Origin of the sequence: Paenibacillus glufosinatiresistens (assembly GCF_031470375.1) — a bacterium.
Classification (GTDB): Bacteria; Bacillota; Bacilli; order Paenibacillales; family Paenibacillaceae; genus Paenibacillus_AQ; species Paenibacillus_AQ glufosinatiresistens.
Window position 1 is genome coordinate 461,477 of sequence record NZ_JAVFHT010000001.1, and the last position, 14,187, is coordinate 475,663.

Annotated in this window: 12 protein-coding genes; 5 read left to right on the plus strand and 7 right to left on the minus strand. The window is 57.1% G+C overall.

Annotation, left to right across the window (positions count from 1 at the left end; translation table 11 throughout):
* Nucleotides 1-39: 39 nt before the first annotated feature.
* From RBI05_RS02100 to RBI05_RS02120, 5 genes are all read right to left on the minus strand, one after another.
* Nucleotides 40-1,011, minus strand: coding sequence for a DUF6625 family protein (locus RBI05_RS02100; protein ID WP_310549957.1), 972 nt, complete (start codon nt 1,009-1,011; stop codon nt 40-42).
* A gap of 166 nt (nt 1,012-1,177) precedes the next feature.
* Entirely contained in the window at nt 1,178-3,109 is a 1,932-nt protein-coding gene (locus tag RBI05_RS02105) for an FtsX-like permease family protein (RefSeq protein ID WP_310549958.1), read from the minus strand.
* Nucleotides 3,099-3,860: an ABC transporter ATP-binding protein gene (locus RBI05_RS02110; RefSeq protein ID WP_310549959.1), complete on the minus strand. Its 762-nt coding sequence runs from the start codon at nt 3,858-3,860 to the stop codon at nt 3,099-3,101. Before RBI05_RS02110 ends, RBI05_RS02105 begins: the two co-directional genes overlap by 11 nt.
* 100 nt (nt 3,861-3,960) lie before the next feature.
* Entirely contained in the window at nt 3,961-4,974 is a 1,014-nt protein-coding gene (locus RBI05_RS02115; protein WP_310549960.1) for a sensor histidine kinase, read from the minus strand.
* A complete protein-coding gene (locus RBI05_RS02120; RefSeq protein ID WP_310549961.1) occupies nt 4,971-5,660 on the minus strand; it encodes a response regulator transcription factor in 690 nt (229 codons plus the stop codon). The genes RBI05_RS02115 and RBI05_RS02120 overlap by 4 nt, the downstream gene beginning before the upstream one ends.
* A 118-nt stretch (nt 5,661-5,778) precedes the next feature.
* On the opposite strand from RBI05_RS02120, the gene RBI05_RS02125 reads away from it, so the two are divergent.
* Together RBI05_RS02125 and RBI05_RS02130 are read left to right on the plus strand one after the other, a co-directional pair.
* Complete coding sequence (locus tag RBI05_RS02125) at nt 5,779-6,309, plus strand: RNA polymerase sigma factor (protein ID WP_150458379.1); 531 nt, start codon at nt 5,779-5,781, stop codon at nt 6,307-6,309.
* Nucleotides 6,302-7,723, plus strand: coding sequence for a DUF4179 domain-containing protein (locus RBI05_RS02130; protein ID WP_310549962.1), 1,422 nt, complete (start codon nt 6,302-6,304; stop codon nt 7,721-7,723). Before RBI05_RS02125 ends, RBI05_RS02130 begins: the two co-directional genes overlap by 8 nt.
* Nucleotides 7,724-7,834: 111 nt before the next feature.
* Here RBI05_RS02130 and RBI05_RS02135 read toward each other — a convergent pair whose 3' ends face one another.
* Nucleotides 7,835-8,368 carry a type 1 glutamine amidotransferase domain-containing protein gene (locus RBI05_RS02135; RefSeq protein ID WP_310549963.1) on the minus strand — a complete coding sequence of 178 codons (534 nt, stop codon included), beginning with the start codon at nt 8,366-8,368 and terminating at the stop codon, nt 7,835-7,837.
* A gap of 214 nt (nt 8,369-8,582) precedes the next feature.
* On the opposite strand from RBI05_RS02135, the gene RBI05_RS02140 reads away from it, so the two are divergent.
* The 3 genes from RBI05_RS02140 (at nt 8,583) to RBI05_RS02150 (ending at nt 11,078) form a co-directional block, all read left to right on the plus strand.
* Nucleotides 8,583-9,050, plus strand: coding sequence for a hypothetical protein (locus RBI05_RS02140; RefSeq protein WP_310549964.1), 468 nt, complete (start codon nt 8,583-8,585; stop codon nt 9,048-9,050).
* 218 nt (nt 9,051-9,268) lie between these two features.
* Complete coding sequence (gene ccpA / locus RBI05_RS02145) at nt 9,269-10,279, plus strand: catabolite control protein A (protein WP_150458383.1); 1,011 nt, start codon at nt 9,269-9,271, stop codon at nt 10,277-10,279.
* A 73-nt stretch (nt 10,280-10,352) separates the two neighbouring features.
* Nucleotides 10,353-11,078, plus strand: coding sequence for a 5'-methylthioadenosine/adenosylhomocysteine nucleosidase (locus tag RBI05_RS02150; protein ID WP_310549965.1), 726 nt, complete (start codon nt 10,353-10,355; stop codon nt 11,076-11,078).
* Nucleotides 11,079-11,132: 54 nt separating this feature from the next.
* On the opposite strand, the gene RBI05_RS02155 is transcribed toward RBI05_RS02150, so the two are convergent.
* Nucleotides 11,133-14,102, minus strand: coding sequence for a transglycosylase domain-containing protein (locus RBI05_RS02155; RefSeq protein WP_310549966.1), 2,970 nt, complete (start codon nt 14,100-14,102; stop codon nt 11,133-11,135).
* Nucleotides 14,103-14,187: the final 85 nt, after the last annotated feature.

Consider the following 14,187-nt stretch of genomic DNA (forward strand, 5'->3'; position numbering starts at 1 on the left):
GTCCTGAGCGCTTTTAGGTTCAATGGCTTCACATCGTTTCTACGCGTATTGGAGCAGCTTTTTCAGCTTGTTTCTGGCACGGTTGAAGTGGTAGATATAGAGATCGACAAGCCGCAGCCGCTTCTTATTGTATTTTTTGAAGTCCTCGCTTGTAATGGCCGAAGCGTTCTTCAAGGCGAAGCCGGTAGGAGTGATATAGAAGGAGCATGGGCCGTTCGGCGGCTCGATTCCGCGCATCTTCCTCTTCTGGAAATGGATATAGGCAAAAGAATCCCTCCGCGCCATCCGGTATCGGTCATCCAGATATTCGCGGAACACTTCACCGTCCTCCCAGTAGAAAACCTGGTGCTTATAATTGTAGGATTCGACCAGGGTCAGCTGTTTGTGCTTATCAGAAATATCGGCAAAAATCCGGTTGCCGTACTGACGGATGCCCGCCGACCGTACAATCGGGTCCATTCCGCCGTGTTCATCGAAGAAACGGCATTCCGGGTCGGCCAGGATCTCCTTGTAGTCGATCTGCCCGCCGGGATGCATGAACAGCCGGTTGATAGCCGGAGTGTTTCTGTAGATCGTCAAATGTCCATAAAACAAAATTTTGTCACACTCTGACAGAATAATGTCGGTTATGAATTTGCGGATGTTGCCGAAGATCAGGTCGATGTCGCAGTATCCCCAGTATCCATAAGACTCCAGCATTTCCTCAAACACAAATCCGTAAGTCGGTTTAAAATCGCATAATTTATAAGGCTTGTCAATAGTAAGGGGAGTCGGAATTTTGGCAGCAAGAATTGCGCAAAATTCATGAAACCCGATTTCAATGATTCGGACATTAGGCGGCAGGGACAGGGCTGGCGGGTGGTCGACGAACAGCAACCAGTCAATCGCCGGATTGTGCTCGCAGGATTTCAGCCATAAAGAGAAATGCTCCGGTAATTTTCCAAAGTAAGGTACGAACAGCAAAATGCGATTTCCCTTATCTTTGGCGCGATGTTTTTCCCCCATAGTCATCCCGACCTCTCCCGCTTCCATTTTTATTAATTTTTATAATACAATAATCGTCCTCCTTTAATCTTTCAAGTCAAAAATGCGAAGAAAGCCCCAAATGTGCAAAAAATACTCAAGCCGGGGCCTTCCATCCCGCAGCTTGAGTATGACCATGTAACCAATCGGCTTCCTACAGCGCTCCACCGATCACCTTCCGCCCATACGTATACGACAGCAGGCCGAAGACCGAATACAGGGCCGTGTAGAGCAGCATGACGATCACCATCGGCGTCCACAGCTCCGATCCGAAGAAGAACCAGCCGGAGCGGACGGCGAAGTAGCTGTGGCAGAGGCCAACGGCCAAGGGGATGCCGAAGGTAATCAGCTGTTTCACGGCAAGCCCGCCGCCCAGATCGGAGCGGGTGAAGCCGAGCTTCCGCAGAATCGTATAGATCGGCCGTTCGTTCTCGCTCTCCTCCATCTGTTTGAAATAGAGGATGCAGCCGGACGTGAGCAGAAAGGCAAGTCCGAGGAAGCCGACGATGAACATGATGAGTCCCATGTTGCGTCTTTGCTCCAGGGTCGTCTCATATTGGGATTCTTCACCCGGAGCCGAGCCGAAGCCCAGCGCGCGGAAGAGCGCATTGGTCTCCTTGATATCCCGGCTCTTGTCCGTCAGGTTGAAGCCGTAGTACCAGGGAAGCTTCTGAATCCGGGGATCCGGATTCTTGGCAATCGCCGCAAAATCAGCCGCATCCAATATGGCAACCGGCATGCCGAACGTATAGGAATATTGCAGAACGGCCGCTTCCCGGAGAGCGGTGACTTTAAAAGAACGGCTCGACAAGACAATGGAGCCTTTATGCAGCTTCAGCAGACTGGAGGTATCGCTTCGGTAACCGGCCAGCACTGCCGTCCCGGGCTTGACATCCGTCTTCTTCACTGTATCCTCGCTGACGGCAACCAGGGTGGTGTGAGCGGGACTGTGGTTGTTGTACCATTCAAAATCGGCCCCCACGATGCCCGAAATGTCGGCCTGGGTATTCACCGCTTCGCGTTTGACCAGGGAATAGCGGATTCCGTGCTCTTGGAGAGCCTGCTCGAACTGGGCGGCCGTCTCGGCGGATGTCAGGGAGAAGTCGTCGGGGACGTTGCCCTGCGCTGTCTTCTCGGTAGAGTAGTACGTAATATAACTCAGCGATAAGAGTCCCAAAGCCAGCGCCGACACGGTAGTGATGACCGTCAGCAGAAGAGCGGAGGACTTGATCCGGAACATGATGCTCGACAGCGAGAGTACATGGTTGACGCCGAGATAGCCCCTTTTTGCCCTGCGAATCAGGTTGAACAGAAAGGAGACCGAACCTTTGTAGAAGAAATAGGTGCCCAGAATGACGGAACCGAGGATCGCAACCATCACGATATACAGGGAACCCACGTCGTTGAAATCTCCGCTGAAGAGCTGGGTCGACAAATAGTAGCCGGTCAGAATCAGTCCGATTCCCAGAATGCCGAGCAGAATCTGGAACCAGGACAGCTTGCGTCCGGTTTCTTCCGATACCGTCCCGCCTTTGAAGAGCGACAGCAGATTCTGGCGTTTGATAAAGACGGCGTTCATCAGCATGATCAGCACATAGATAGCGGAGAAGACCAGCAGCGTTCGCTCCAGCGCTGCCGACGAGAAGGACAGCGTGGCATGATTGTCAACGCCGGTAAGCTTGAAGAGAATCAGCTTCAGCAGCCGGGAGCCGGCGAAGCCTGCGGCGATTCCAACGATCAGAGAGCCGGCGTAGATGGCCAGATTCTCGGCGGTCAAGAGCCGGAAGATGCGCGGCCGGGTCATGCCGCTGAGCTGGAATAATCCGATCTCCTTGCTGCGGCGCTTGATGAACAGATTGTTCGCGTACAGCAGGAAGACGGCGACAATGACAATCAGCAGCACAGTGGCTGCTTTGATCGCTGCCTCCCCCTTGATAGAGCCCGCGGTCTTATCCATGGCCGGATCGAACTGCAGCGTCACGAACGAGAAATAGAGGGCAACGCTGAAGACCAGCGCGAATACATAGAGATAGTAGTTGCGGATATTCTTCTTCAGATTCCGGTAGATCAGCGTGCTAAGCTTCAACCTGCACACCCCCGAGAACGCCCTGCGTCTTGATGATATCGTTGAAGAACGCTTGGCGCGAATCGCCGCCACGGTTGAGCTGGGTAAAGACCTGTCCGTCCTTGATGAAGACGACCCGGCTGCAATAGCTGGCGGCGAACGGATCGTGCGTGACCATAATGATGGTCGCTTCCCGGCTGCTGTTCATCCCGCTCAGCTTGTTCAGCAGATCGGCGGCGGATTTGGAATCCAGCGCTCCGGTCGGCTCATCGGCAAAAATAATGCTGGGCTCATGAATAAAAGCGCGCGCCGCCGAGGTCCGCTGCTTCTGTCCGCCGGAGATTTCACTCGGATACTTGTGGGCCAAATCCGAGATGCCGAGCTCGGAAGTGACGGCGGCGAAGCGCTTCTCCGCCTCCTGGCGCGGCAGCTTCTGGATGGTCAGCGGAAGGAGGATGTTCTCCTTGACCGTCAGAGTGTCAAGCAGGTTGTAATCCTGAAAGATAAAGCCGAGGTGCCGTTTGCGGAACTCGGCGAGCTGCTTTTCCTTCATGGCGGTGAAGGTGTGTCCTTCGATCTGAATGCTTCCGAGATTCACCTTGTCGATGGAGGAGAGGACGTTCAGCAGGGTCGTCTTGCCCGAGCCCGAAGGGCCCATGATGCTGACGAACTCGCCTTTCTCCACCCGAAGGTCGATGCCCTTCAGCACCTCCTGGGAATTGAATTTGCTGCCGTAGCTTTTGTGAATCCGACTTGCTTCAAGTATAGCCATTCTCGCTCACTCCTTTGATTGATACCTTCATCTTACAGGAGCGGCATCTGATTCTCCTTCGTTTGGCCGAACAATCGCGGAGTCCCGTGTGACAATGCTGTCACCTGTTCGTGAGGCGAAGCAGATCGTTCTTCTGCGGAAAATGGAGCGTGAACGCCGAGCCGGCCCCCGGCTCTGATTCCGCCTCAATCGTGATTAGCAGGCGCTCGGCTGCCTGTGCGGCCAGATACAGCCCCATGCCGCTCGAGGCCTGGTCGCGGTGCCGGCTGCCTGCGGTAGAAGTGAAGCCCTGCTCGAAGATCCGGGGAAGGTCCTTGGCGGAAATCCCCCTGCCCTGGTCCTGCACGCGCAGTGCGACATGTCCGTCGCTGCGCCGGAAGCTCTCCACCGTGATATCCGAGTCGGAGCTGTACTTGACCGCGTTGCTCAGAATCTGGCGCAGAATGAAGCCCAGCCACTTGGCGTCGCTCAGCACTTCGGGCTCGTCCAGGGAGATGTCGAAGCCGATATGCTTCTGCATGCACCAGGAGCGGAGCGACTGGATCTCGGCGTTCAGCAGCGGCTCCAGAGGGACGGCAGCGACGGCAAGATCGTTGTGCATAAAGGGGAGACGCTTGCGGTGAAGCTGCTGGTCCACCAGCAGATGGACGCGCAGCCATTCGGCCATCAGGCGCGGCCGGGCCGACTCGTCGTCCAGCCGGTCGATCATCAGCTGCAGTGTGGTGAGCGGCGTCTTGATCTCATGGACCCAGGACAGCAGCTCGTCTTTCTCGCGCGTCAGCTCCATTCGCCGGGCCGAGGCTTCTGTCCGGTAGCGGTCGTCCTGGAGAGCGACCGCGTCCCAGACAATCCGCTCGAACGGACTCGAAGGCTCGCGTCCGGGAGCCAGGTCGCCGGCCGGGTCGTACTCCCGCAGACTCCGGTAGAAGGCGGTCTCCCGGGAAGCCCGCCAGAGCAGGAAGGCAAGGAAGGCCAGCGAAGAGAGCAGCACGATATAGAGCAGCGAACCGAGCGGGACGGAACGGTCCAGCCAGGCAACGAGCAGGATCAGCAGCTGGGAAGCGGCGAAGAACACCAGCCAGCTCAGGCGCTCCCGAAGAAAGGCCCGGATCATGCTTCCGCCTCTTCCGTGGCCATATACCCTTGACCGACCTTGGTTTCAATATATTGGCCGAGGCCGATGTCATCCAGCTTCTTGCGCAGCCGGTTGACATTGACAGTCAGGGTGTTGTCGCTGACGAACTGCTCGCTGTTCCAGAGCGCGGCGATCAGCTCCTCACGGCCGACGATGGCGTTGCGCCGTTCGAGCAGGAAGTCGAGAATGAACATCTCATTGCGGGTGAGAAGGACCGTGCCTTCTTCGGCCGATACTTTATTCTTGGCGGATTCCACCGATGCGCCTCTCCAGGTGCGAAAAGCGCTCTGTTCGTTCCCGTAGTTGTAAGCCCGGCGAAGGACCGCCTGGATTTTGGCGATCAGCACATCGAAGTGGAACGGCTTCTGTATGAAGTCGTCGGCGCCAAGCTGCATGGACATGACCATATCGGTCGGATGATCCCGCGAAGAGAGGAACAGGATCGGGACTTTCGAATGGGCGCGAATCATCCGGCACCAGTGAAAGCCGTCGTATTTGGGCAGCTGAATATCAATAATGACCAAGTGCGGCCGGCAGGCCGCAAATTCCTGAAGCACCTGGCCGAAATCAGAGACGCCGCATACTTCATAGGACCACTGCGAGAGGCGTTCCCGCACCTCTTCGAACAGGATATGGTCGTCTTCGATCATCATGATTTTGAACATGGCAGATACACTCCCGTATAATAGCGTTCCAGCCTTAGTGTAGCGGAATTTGCAGAAAAACAAAACCGTTTGAGGCTCCCGGACGTCTATATGGAAGAAGGGGCGAAAGGAGAACGATATGGAGAGCCTGATTCAGATACAGGCCCCGTCCCTGTCCGAAGAAGAGGAATTCTTCCGGCAGGTGGGGGAGCACCGGCGGACCTTGTACGGCATCGCGTACAGCTATCTGCGCAGCGAGTCCGATGCGCTGGAAATGCTGCAGGAGGCGACCTGCCGGGCGTGGATCAAGCGGGGAAGCCTCAGGGAGGCGGAACGGATGGGCCCCTGGCTGATCCGGATTGTCATCAACTGCTGCAACGACGAATTGAAGCGGCGCAAGCGCAGCCGGTCGGCCGGCTACCGGAGTCCGGCGGAGAACGGAGTCGCCGAGATGAGCAGCGACGCCAGGCTCGACATGGAGCGGGCACTTGAGGGCATCTCCCCGAAATACCGGCAGGTGCTCGTGCTGAAATATTACCGCGACATGACGGTAGCCGAGATAGCGGCCGTGCTGGAGAAGCCGGAAGGCACCGTCAAGACCTGGCTGAACAAGGGGCTGGCCGGAATGAGACGCCGATTGGGGAACAGGAGGGATCAAGACGATGTATGAAGCTGAGGAAAAAGCGCTCCGCGACTATTTCGGCGTTCTGCCCGCCGAAAGCGGGGCCGTTCCGGACGAGGCGCTGGAACGCGCCGTCCGGTCGGGAATAGGCCGTGGGCGGGCGCGCCGAACCGCGGCCAGACGGCTGCGCGCGGCAGCCGGCGCAGCTGCGGCGGTTCTGCTGCTCCTGTTCGCCCTCCCCTGGCTGTCCGGGAGGACCGGGGAGCTGCGCAGCAGCCGGGAAGCGCCGCTGAGCTGGGGCAGTCTGGAGAAATATCGCGCAGTTGCCGAAGGCGATATTACGGTCAGCTCTGCGCTCGATTCCGGCCAGTACACCCGGATCGGATCGTCCAGCGGAGAGAAGAACGGCTATTCCTTTACCGTGGATGCGGTCATTGCCGACCGCCGGGGCATGATCGTGCTGTATACGACCGAGAACCGGACGGAGGAGAAGGTTCAAATCGGAGGCTTCCAACTGAAGGGGAAGAGCCCAAAAGCGATTTCCCTCATCTCCTATTCCGGCTGGTCGGAGGAGGAAGGGCGAATCGGCGCCGTTCCGCACCTGATCCGCATCAACTGGGCGGACGGCTACCAGCCGAAGGGAGACTGGACGGCAAGCCTGACCATGACGCCGGATAATGCGGCGGCGCTGAGTGCGAGCAGCAGCAGATACCGGACGGTTCTGCAGGCTCCGATCAAGCTTGACCCGGCGGCGGATATCGCTTCGGGTAAAGTGCGCAGGCTGGACAAGGAACTTGTCATCGGCGGCCAGAGCCTGACGCTGGAGCAGGCGTATTACGGAACAACCGGCATTTACCTCGACTATATGTACGGCAAAGATAATTCCAAGCAGCTGTTCAGCGCGATCAAGCCGACGATCACGGAAGAGAGCGGGGGGAAGCAGCCGACGACGGAGTTGACCTCCTCCACAGAGATGTACCGGACGGACGGCGGACGGACCCTGATTTTTGAGAATGACAACCGGAATGCGAACGGAGCCATGGAGCTTCATATCCTGGGCCTTCAAGCGCTGGATAAGACGAAGCTGGACCTGGTCGTGGACACGAAGCGGCAGCGGGTGCTGCAGGGGCCGGATGACAAGCTCTCCTTCTCGGAGCAGCCTGCGGCCAAGGGTCAGCTGATTCTGTCCTATCAGCTGGGGCAGCTTATCGGCAAGGAAGGCAGCAAGGAATACCTGCGCTACGGAATCAATCTGGAGGAAGATTATACAGATGGGGAAGGGAAGCGGCACCGCATGGACGCGAACCGGTCTTCTTCGACCTACAGCGGTTCCTCCGGGGAGGAACGGCAGGATTTTATTTATGACCTGGGCACCGCCGCAGAACTGCCGCAACCGCTGACCTTTCGAATCTCCTCTTATCCGAGTCCCGTGCTCGAAGCCAAGACGATACGGATCCGCTAGCCGCATCATCTCCCGGAAGCCGGCCTTGGCCGGTCCCGGAACGACGCAAAAGCGGCCTCTGAAACCCGAAAGTTCAGAGGCCGCTTCCTTCTATCTGTTACTGGATTCGCTTCACGATTCGCCGGAACCGGCCAGCGCATCGCAAAAGGCCTTGCCGTAAGGCGGGAGATCCGGGGGACGACGCGCCGATATAATATGACCGTCGGCCACGACCGGCTCGTCCTTCCATACGGCTCCCGCGTTCTCCATGTCGTCCCGGATGCCGGGAGTAGAGGTAACCGTCACGCCCTTCAGGATCTTGGCGGAGATCAGCACCCAGCCGGCATGGCAGATTTGTCCGATCGGCTTGCGGGCTTCGTGGAAATCCCGAATCAGCTTCAGCACAGCGGGGTAGCGGCGGATTTTGTCCGGCGCCCAGCCGCCGGGAACGAGGATGCCGTCATAATCGGCCGCATCCAGCTCGTCCCAGGAGCGGTCGGCCACGGCCGGAACGCCATATTTGCCGGTGTAGGTTGCCCCGGCTGTCGAGCCGGCCAGCACTACCTCGGCGCCTTCCTCCCGTACCCGGTAGACCGGATACCAGAGTTCCAGATCTTCGAATTCGTCGTCTACAAGCGCAATGACTCGTTTGCCAGTAAGTCGCATGGCGCAGCTTCACCCCTTCATCCAATGTCAATCCAATTGTAGCAAATCGGGTCCGTGAAGTCACTCTGCGGGAGTAAGCCCTGGCTTCTGGCCGATCTGGTAAATAAAACATGATATGCAATCGGAAGGAATTGAGCGCTCTGGCGCCGAATAAATCAAGTAGTCCGAAAATCGCCGATTTTCGGCATCACTGATCAGGTCCGAGGTGTCTGTTATGAGCGATTGGAGCAGGATTCAGAAGCGCTGCGGCTGCGGAGCCGCAATGACGATACATATGCATACCCTGATATATAAGCGAAGAGTTCAGATCGCGGAGGTACCGGTCTACAGCTGCGCCCGCTGCGGCATCTATGAGCCGGTGCCGATGATTCGCCAGGAATTGATGACCCTTCTGGCGGAATTGAATGAGCAGACGCCCTCCGGCAGTCTGTCCTTTGCGGAACGCTCCGAATGGGCCGCTATCGTGCGGGACACGCTAACGTCAGAAGGTGCGGGAGCAGCAGAGGAAGACGGATTGGAGCCGGCCATTCAGCAAGCCGTTGAGGGCCGGATTGATCTGCTGCTGGATTTATACCGGTTCGCTTCCGCCGCCGGAGAGGCGACCTGGATGGCGGAGATCGAGCGAAGATTGTCGAGCCTCACCGGTGTGGCCTTAAATGGAATGAAAATGGAATCGAATTGAAATATATCTGAAAAACTATTGAAAATTTTTCAGGAATGATGGATTTTTGCGTCGAATTTTGATAGGATTAAAGTAATGAAGCAACACCGTGTAAAGTAACGTCTTTGAAAGAAATTCTGAAAGGAAATTGAAGCGTTATCATTGCACAAAAGCACGAAGTGTCGTATCATGTTTTTAATTGAATGATCGATAAAATTTATCGCAATGGAGAGAGTATATTGACGGTAACCATTTACGATGTGGCGCGAGAAGCAGGCGTATCCATGGCTACGGTATCCCGGGTTGTGAACAACAACCCGAACGTGAAGCCTCAGACCCGCAAGAAAGTATATGAAGCGATCGAGCGCTTGGGCTACCGCCCGAATGCAGTGGCGAGAGGCCTTGCCAGCAAGAAGACGACAACAGTCGGAGTGGTTATTCCCGACATTTCGAACTCGATTTTTGCCGAAATCGCCCGCGGTATCGAGGATATCGCCAACATGTACCATTACAACATTATTCTGTGCAATGCCGACAAGCGCAAAGAGAAGGAAATCCGCGTCATCAACACGTTGCTCGAGAAGCAGGTGGACGGGCTTCTGTTCATGGGCGGCACGGTAACGGAAGAACATATTCTGGCCTTCCAGACCGCTGCGGTTCCGATTGTACTGTGTGCGACAAGCGATGAGAAGGGGCTGTATCCTTCCGTGGATATCGACCATGAGACGGCGGCCTTTGATGCAGTCAACACGCTGATCCGGCACGGACACCGCGACATCGCCATGATCAGCGGCACGCTGCAGGACCCGGCCAACGGCTACGCCCGGTTCCAGGGCTACAAGCGGGCGCTGGAAGCGGCTGGAATTGAATATCAGGAGGATCTTGTCCGCATCGGCAACTACCGGTACGAATCCGGGGTAGAAGCCATGAAGTACTTCCTGGGTCTAAAGAAGAAGCCGACGGCAATTTTTGCGGCAACGGACGAGATGGCTATCGGCGCCATTCACAGCATTCAGGATGAAGGCCTCAAGGTTCCCGGTGATTTCTCGGTGATCAGCGTGGACAACATTCGCATGGCTTCGATGGTTCGTCCGCTGCTGACGACCGTAGCCCAGCCGATGTATGACCTGGGCGCCGTGGCCATGCGTCTGCTGACGAAGCTGATGAAGAAGGAGACGGTCGATAATCCGCGGGTGATTCTGCCGCATGAGACCATTCTCCGTCTGTCTGTCAGCCATGTGAACGAATAGGCCAAGTCGTACAAGCTTACAGGAAGCCCCGTTCGGGGCTTCTTTTTTTGAAGAAACGAAGGGGGAGACTGCCATGCGTCCGAAGAGACTCGGACTGATCGGAGCAATGGAGGAAGAAGTCCGGCTGCTGCTGGAGGAAATGAAGGAGAAGACGGAGAGCGTCCGGGCCGGTATCCGCTTCTATGAAGGAATGGTGCAAGGGCACAAAGCCGTCGTCTGTACGACGGGGGTCGGCAAGGTCAATGCTGCCGTGACCACGCAGATTCTGATCGACCGGTTCGGCGTGGATGCGGTACTGTTCACCGGTGTAGCAGGTGCGCTGCATCCTGAACTTGAAATCGGCGACCTGGTCATTTCGTCGGACTGCATTCAGCACGATATGGATGCCTCGCCTCTCGGTTATTCGCCGGGGATGATTCCTTACCAGGACAACTCCGTGTTCGCTGCCGACCGGGCGCTGATTGCGCTTGCGGAAGCGGCTTGCCGGGACAGCGGCGTGCATGCCGTTACCGGACGGGTGCTGTCCGGAGACCGGTTCATCGCCGACCGAAAGGAGGCGGCCGCTCTCCGGGAACAATTCGCGGGATGCTGCGCCGAGATGGAAGGGGCTTCCGTAGCCCAGGTCTGTTCGATGAACGAGGTGCCGTTCCTTATTCTGCGGTCGATGTCCGACCAAGCCGACGGTTCGGCAGAAATGAGCTACCGTGAATTTACCGAGCTGGCTTCGCGTCGAAGCCACGAAATTCTGATGTATATCCTGAAGCGCCTCCCGGACTTGTCCGGAACCGACACTTTCTGACGAACAAGAAGGGCCGTACCGTTCAGCGTCTGCTGTAAGGTACGGCCCTTCTGCTTAATCGGTGTCGACTTCGGTTCCCTCGCCGCCCGGTTGAACAATAATCATGCCGGGATCGACGGCTCCCGTCCCGGGGTCCGCGACGGTCCCGGGGTCCACGCCGGCGTCTGCGCCAGGGAGCAGGCCGCCGGGCTGTTCGCCGCTGCCCGGAGTCGGTTCTCCTTCCGGCAGCCCGAGACCCGGAGGCAGCGTGTTATCCGGGCTTGGCGAAGGTTCGGGCGTCGGGGCCCCAACCCGTTCCGACGAAGATTCATGCCCGGCGACATCAACAGCCACGACATAGAAGATTGCGCCCGAGGAAGCCGGGGTCCCGGAGTAGAACGTAGATCCGTCTCCCGCACTCAGCACGGCTTGCTTCTGGTACGAGACACCGTCGAGCGAGCGGTACAGCCGGTAGCCGACGACATCTGCCGAATGGCTCGGCGTGAAGGTTACCACGGCTTTGCCGGTCGCATACGACACGGATACGCGGGCCGGAGCCTGCGGCGCGGCGCCGTCATCGACCCGTGGATCGACTTCGGTCGGCATGTCGGTTCTGGCATCCTCCGGCATATAATACTCCAGCGGCTCGTGCTCCTTCATTCCCTTGAAGGCGTCCAGAAGCTCTTTAACCAGCTCCTGAATCGGTTTGTCCCGCTTAACGACCACCTTATCTTTCAGGAAGTCTTCCGGGGTTCCCTCCTGCGGAATATAGTTCACGCCCTTATAGGTAATATAGGTGGCTTGCGCGATTCCGTCATCGCTGTCGGTCGGCACATACTTCTCATTGAAGAGGTCGGTAGTGAATTTGTCGGTAAGATCGGTCGGCAGCTTGCCGCTGTAAGCAGAGACGGTTCTTTTGACGATGCCTTCGGGCTTGCTGAACGTCTTTGTCTCAAAGAGCTCCGGTCTCCGGTCGATCACGGCGTTCATGACTTTGCTCCACAACGCCTGCGCCTGCTTGCGCTGGGTTTTGCCCTCAAGCGTGTTGATCTGTTCCTTGTATCCGACCCACATTCCGAGTGTGACATCGGGTGTGTAGCCCATGAACCACACATCGCCGTAGTTCTGGGTCGATCCGGTCTTGCCGACAATCGGAATATCCTGAAAATGCTTGTAGCTGCTCTTGACCGTACTGCCGGTTCCGTCCGTTATGACGGTACGGAGCATGTCGGTCATGAGGTAGGCGGTCTGCGGCGAGAATACCGTAGCCGGTTCCGCCTTGTGCTGGTAGACAATATGCCCGGCGGCATCGACGATCTTGTCGATCATATAGGCATCGTTGAATACCCCACCGTTGCCGATGGCGGAATACGCATTGGTCAGCTCTTCGACCGAGACCCCGTGGGTCAAGCCTCCGAGTACGCCGGTCTGCGCGTAGTCATCTTTGTCCTCAAGCGTTGTAATTCCCAGCTTTCGGGCGAAGGCCCAGGCGTTCTTGATGCCGACCTTCTCGTTGAACAGCTTGAGAGCCGGCAGATTGAGCGAGTTGTTCAGCGCGTAACGCGCGGTAACCAGCCCCTGATAGCGGTTATTGGCATTCTTCGGGATATGGAAGCCTTTCTCTCCGTCCTTCATGACCATCGGAGCATCGTCAAGGATGCCGGCCGGTTGAATCAACCCGGCTTCGAGAGCAGGGAGATAGGCGGCAATCGGCTTCATCGTCGAGCCCGGCTGGCGAATCATCTGCGTGGCATAGTTCATCTGCTCAATGTTGAAGTCCCGACCTTCAATCATGCCCAGAATAGCGCCGGACTTGTTATCGATCATCATGCCGGCGGTCTGCTCCTTGCCCTTGGTTTTGCTGTCGGGCGTGAAGTTGGAGCTGTCCTCCGACACACTGTGCATCGCGGAATACACCTTCTTGTCAATCGTGGTGTACACCCGGTAGCCTCCGGTCATCAATTTCCGGCGCGCGTCTTCAAACGCCTGGGAAGAGTTGTTCGCACTCGCCGCAGACGGCGCATTCTCGGCCGCCCCGGCATCCGTATCGGACTTTGCATTCTCCATCGAGAGCAGAATGGCGGTAGCCTGACGTTCCGTTTCCAGCATCAGATAGGGGTAAGTCACATAGGCTTTTTGGGTCCGGGGAGCCAGCGATCCTTTGATATCAAAAGCCAGCGCTTCCCGATACTCTTCGGAAGTGATTTTGTTCTCCTCGAGCATCCGGCGCAGAACCAGCTGCTGGCGTTCCACCGCCCGCTTGAAGGCGGCCTCGTTGAATTCGCCCGTTCCCTTGAAGGCGGAGTAGGAGGAGGGAAGCTGAGGGAGGCCTGCCAGATAGGCGGCCTGCGCAATGTTGATCTTGTCCAGCTGATCGATGCCGAAGATACCTTTGGCGGCCGCTTTGATTCCGAACAGATTGTATCCGCTTGCCCCGTTGCCGAAGGGCACCTTGTTCAGGTAGGCGGTAATAATTTCTTCTTTGGTCAAAAAGCGCTCCAGGCGCAGAGCCAGCAAAATCTCCTTGACCTTCCGGTCTTCCGTCCGGTCCAAATTCAGAAAGACGCGGCGGGCGAGCTGCTGCGTCAGCGTACTGCCTCCGGTCTGCACCGGTTCATTCAGCAGCTTTTGCTTCACGGCGCGCAGCGTACCGCGGAAATCGACGCCGGGGTGAGTGTAGAAGTCGTTATCCTCAATCGAGACCACAGCGTCGAGAATGACCTGCGGAATATCCTTGTACTGAACGAGCCTGCGGTCCTCTTCGGTCCGCAGCTGGCCGATTGGCGAACCGTCGCGGAAATAAGCGAAGCCGGTAACGTCGTTCTTCTCGATCTCTTCGTGAATCAGCTTGCCGGAGCGCACCGGATCGTCTTTCACAATGGAAGCGATATATCCGCCCACGGCGCCGCCGGCGAACAGGACTCCCATCAGGCCGAGTATGAACATCCATTTGAAGACGGAGCCCAGCCGGCGCAGCCAGGATCTTCGCCCGGGTTTCGGGGTGGGGTTAGGTTTGGCTTTCTTTTGCTTGTTGTCCTCAACCATCAACGACAATCCTCCTTTATAACGGACTTATTATAGCATAATTCGGAGAATTTGAATGCGCTTCGCAGGCGATGAGGCAGGAGGA

Coding starts and splice junctions, on each gene's coding strand:
- RBI05_RS02120 (WP_310549961.1), bottom strand. CDS start 5,660: ATGTTCAAAATCATGATGATCGAAGACGACCATATCCTGTTCGAAGAG.
- RBI05_RS02155 (WP_310549966.1), bottom strand. CDS start 14,102: ATGGTTGAGGACAACAAGCAAAAGAAAGCCAAACCTAACCCCACCCCG.
- RBI05_RS02140 (WP_310549964.1), top strand. CDS start 8,583: ATGAGCGATTGGAGCAGGATTCAGAAGCGCTGCGGCTGCGGAGCCGCA.
- RBI05_RS02125 (WP_150458379.1), top strand. CDS start 5,779: ATGGAGAGCCTGATTCAGATACAGGCCCCGTCCCTGTCCGAAGAAGAG.
- RBI05_RS02115 (WP_310549960.1), bottom strand. CDS start 4,974: ATGATCCGGGCCTTTCTTCGGGAGCGCCTGAGCTGGCTGGTGTTCTTC.
- RBI05_RS02100 (WP_310549957.1), bottom strand. CDS start 1,011: ATGACTATGGGGGAAAAACATCGCGCCAAAGATAAGGGAAATCGCATT.
- RBI05_RS02150 (WP_310549965.1), top strand. CDS start 10,353: ATGCGTCCGAAGAGACTCGGACTGATCGGAGCAATGGAGGAAGAAGTC.
- RBI05_RS02135 (WP_310549963.1), bottom strand. CDS start 8,368: ATGCGACTTACTGGCAAACGAGTCATTGCGCTTGTAGACGACGAATTC.
- RBI05_RS02130 (WP_310549962.1), top strand. CDS start 6,302: ATGTATGAAGCTGAGGAAAAAGCGCTCCGCGACTATTTCGGCGTTCTG.
- RBI05_RS02110 (WP_310549959.1), bottom strand. CDS start 3,860: ATGGCTATACTTGAAGCAAGTCGGATTCACAAAAGCTACGGCAGCAAA.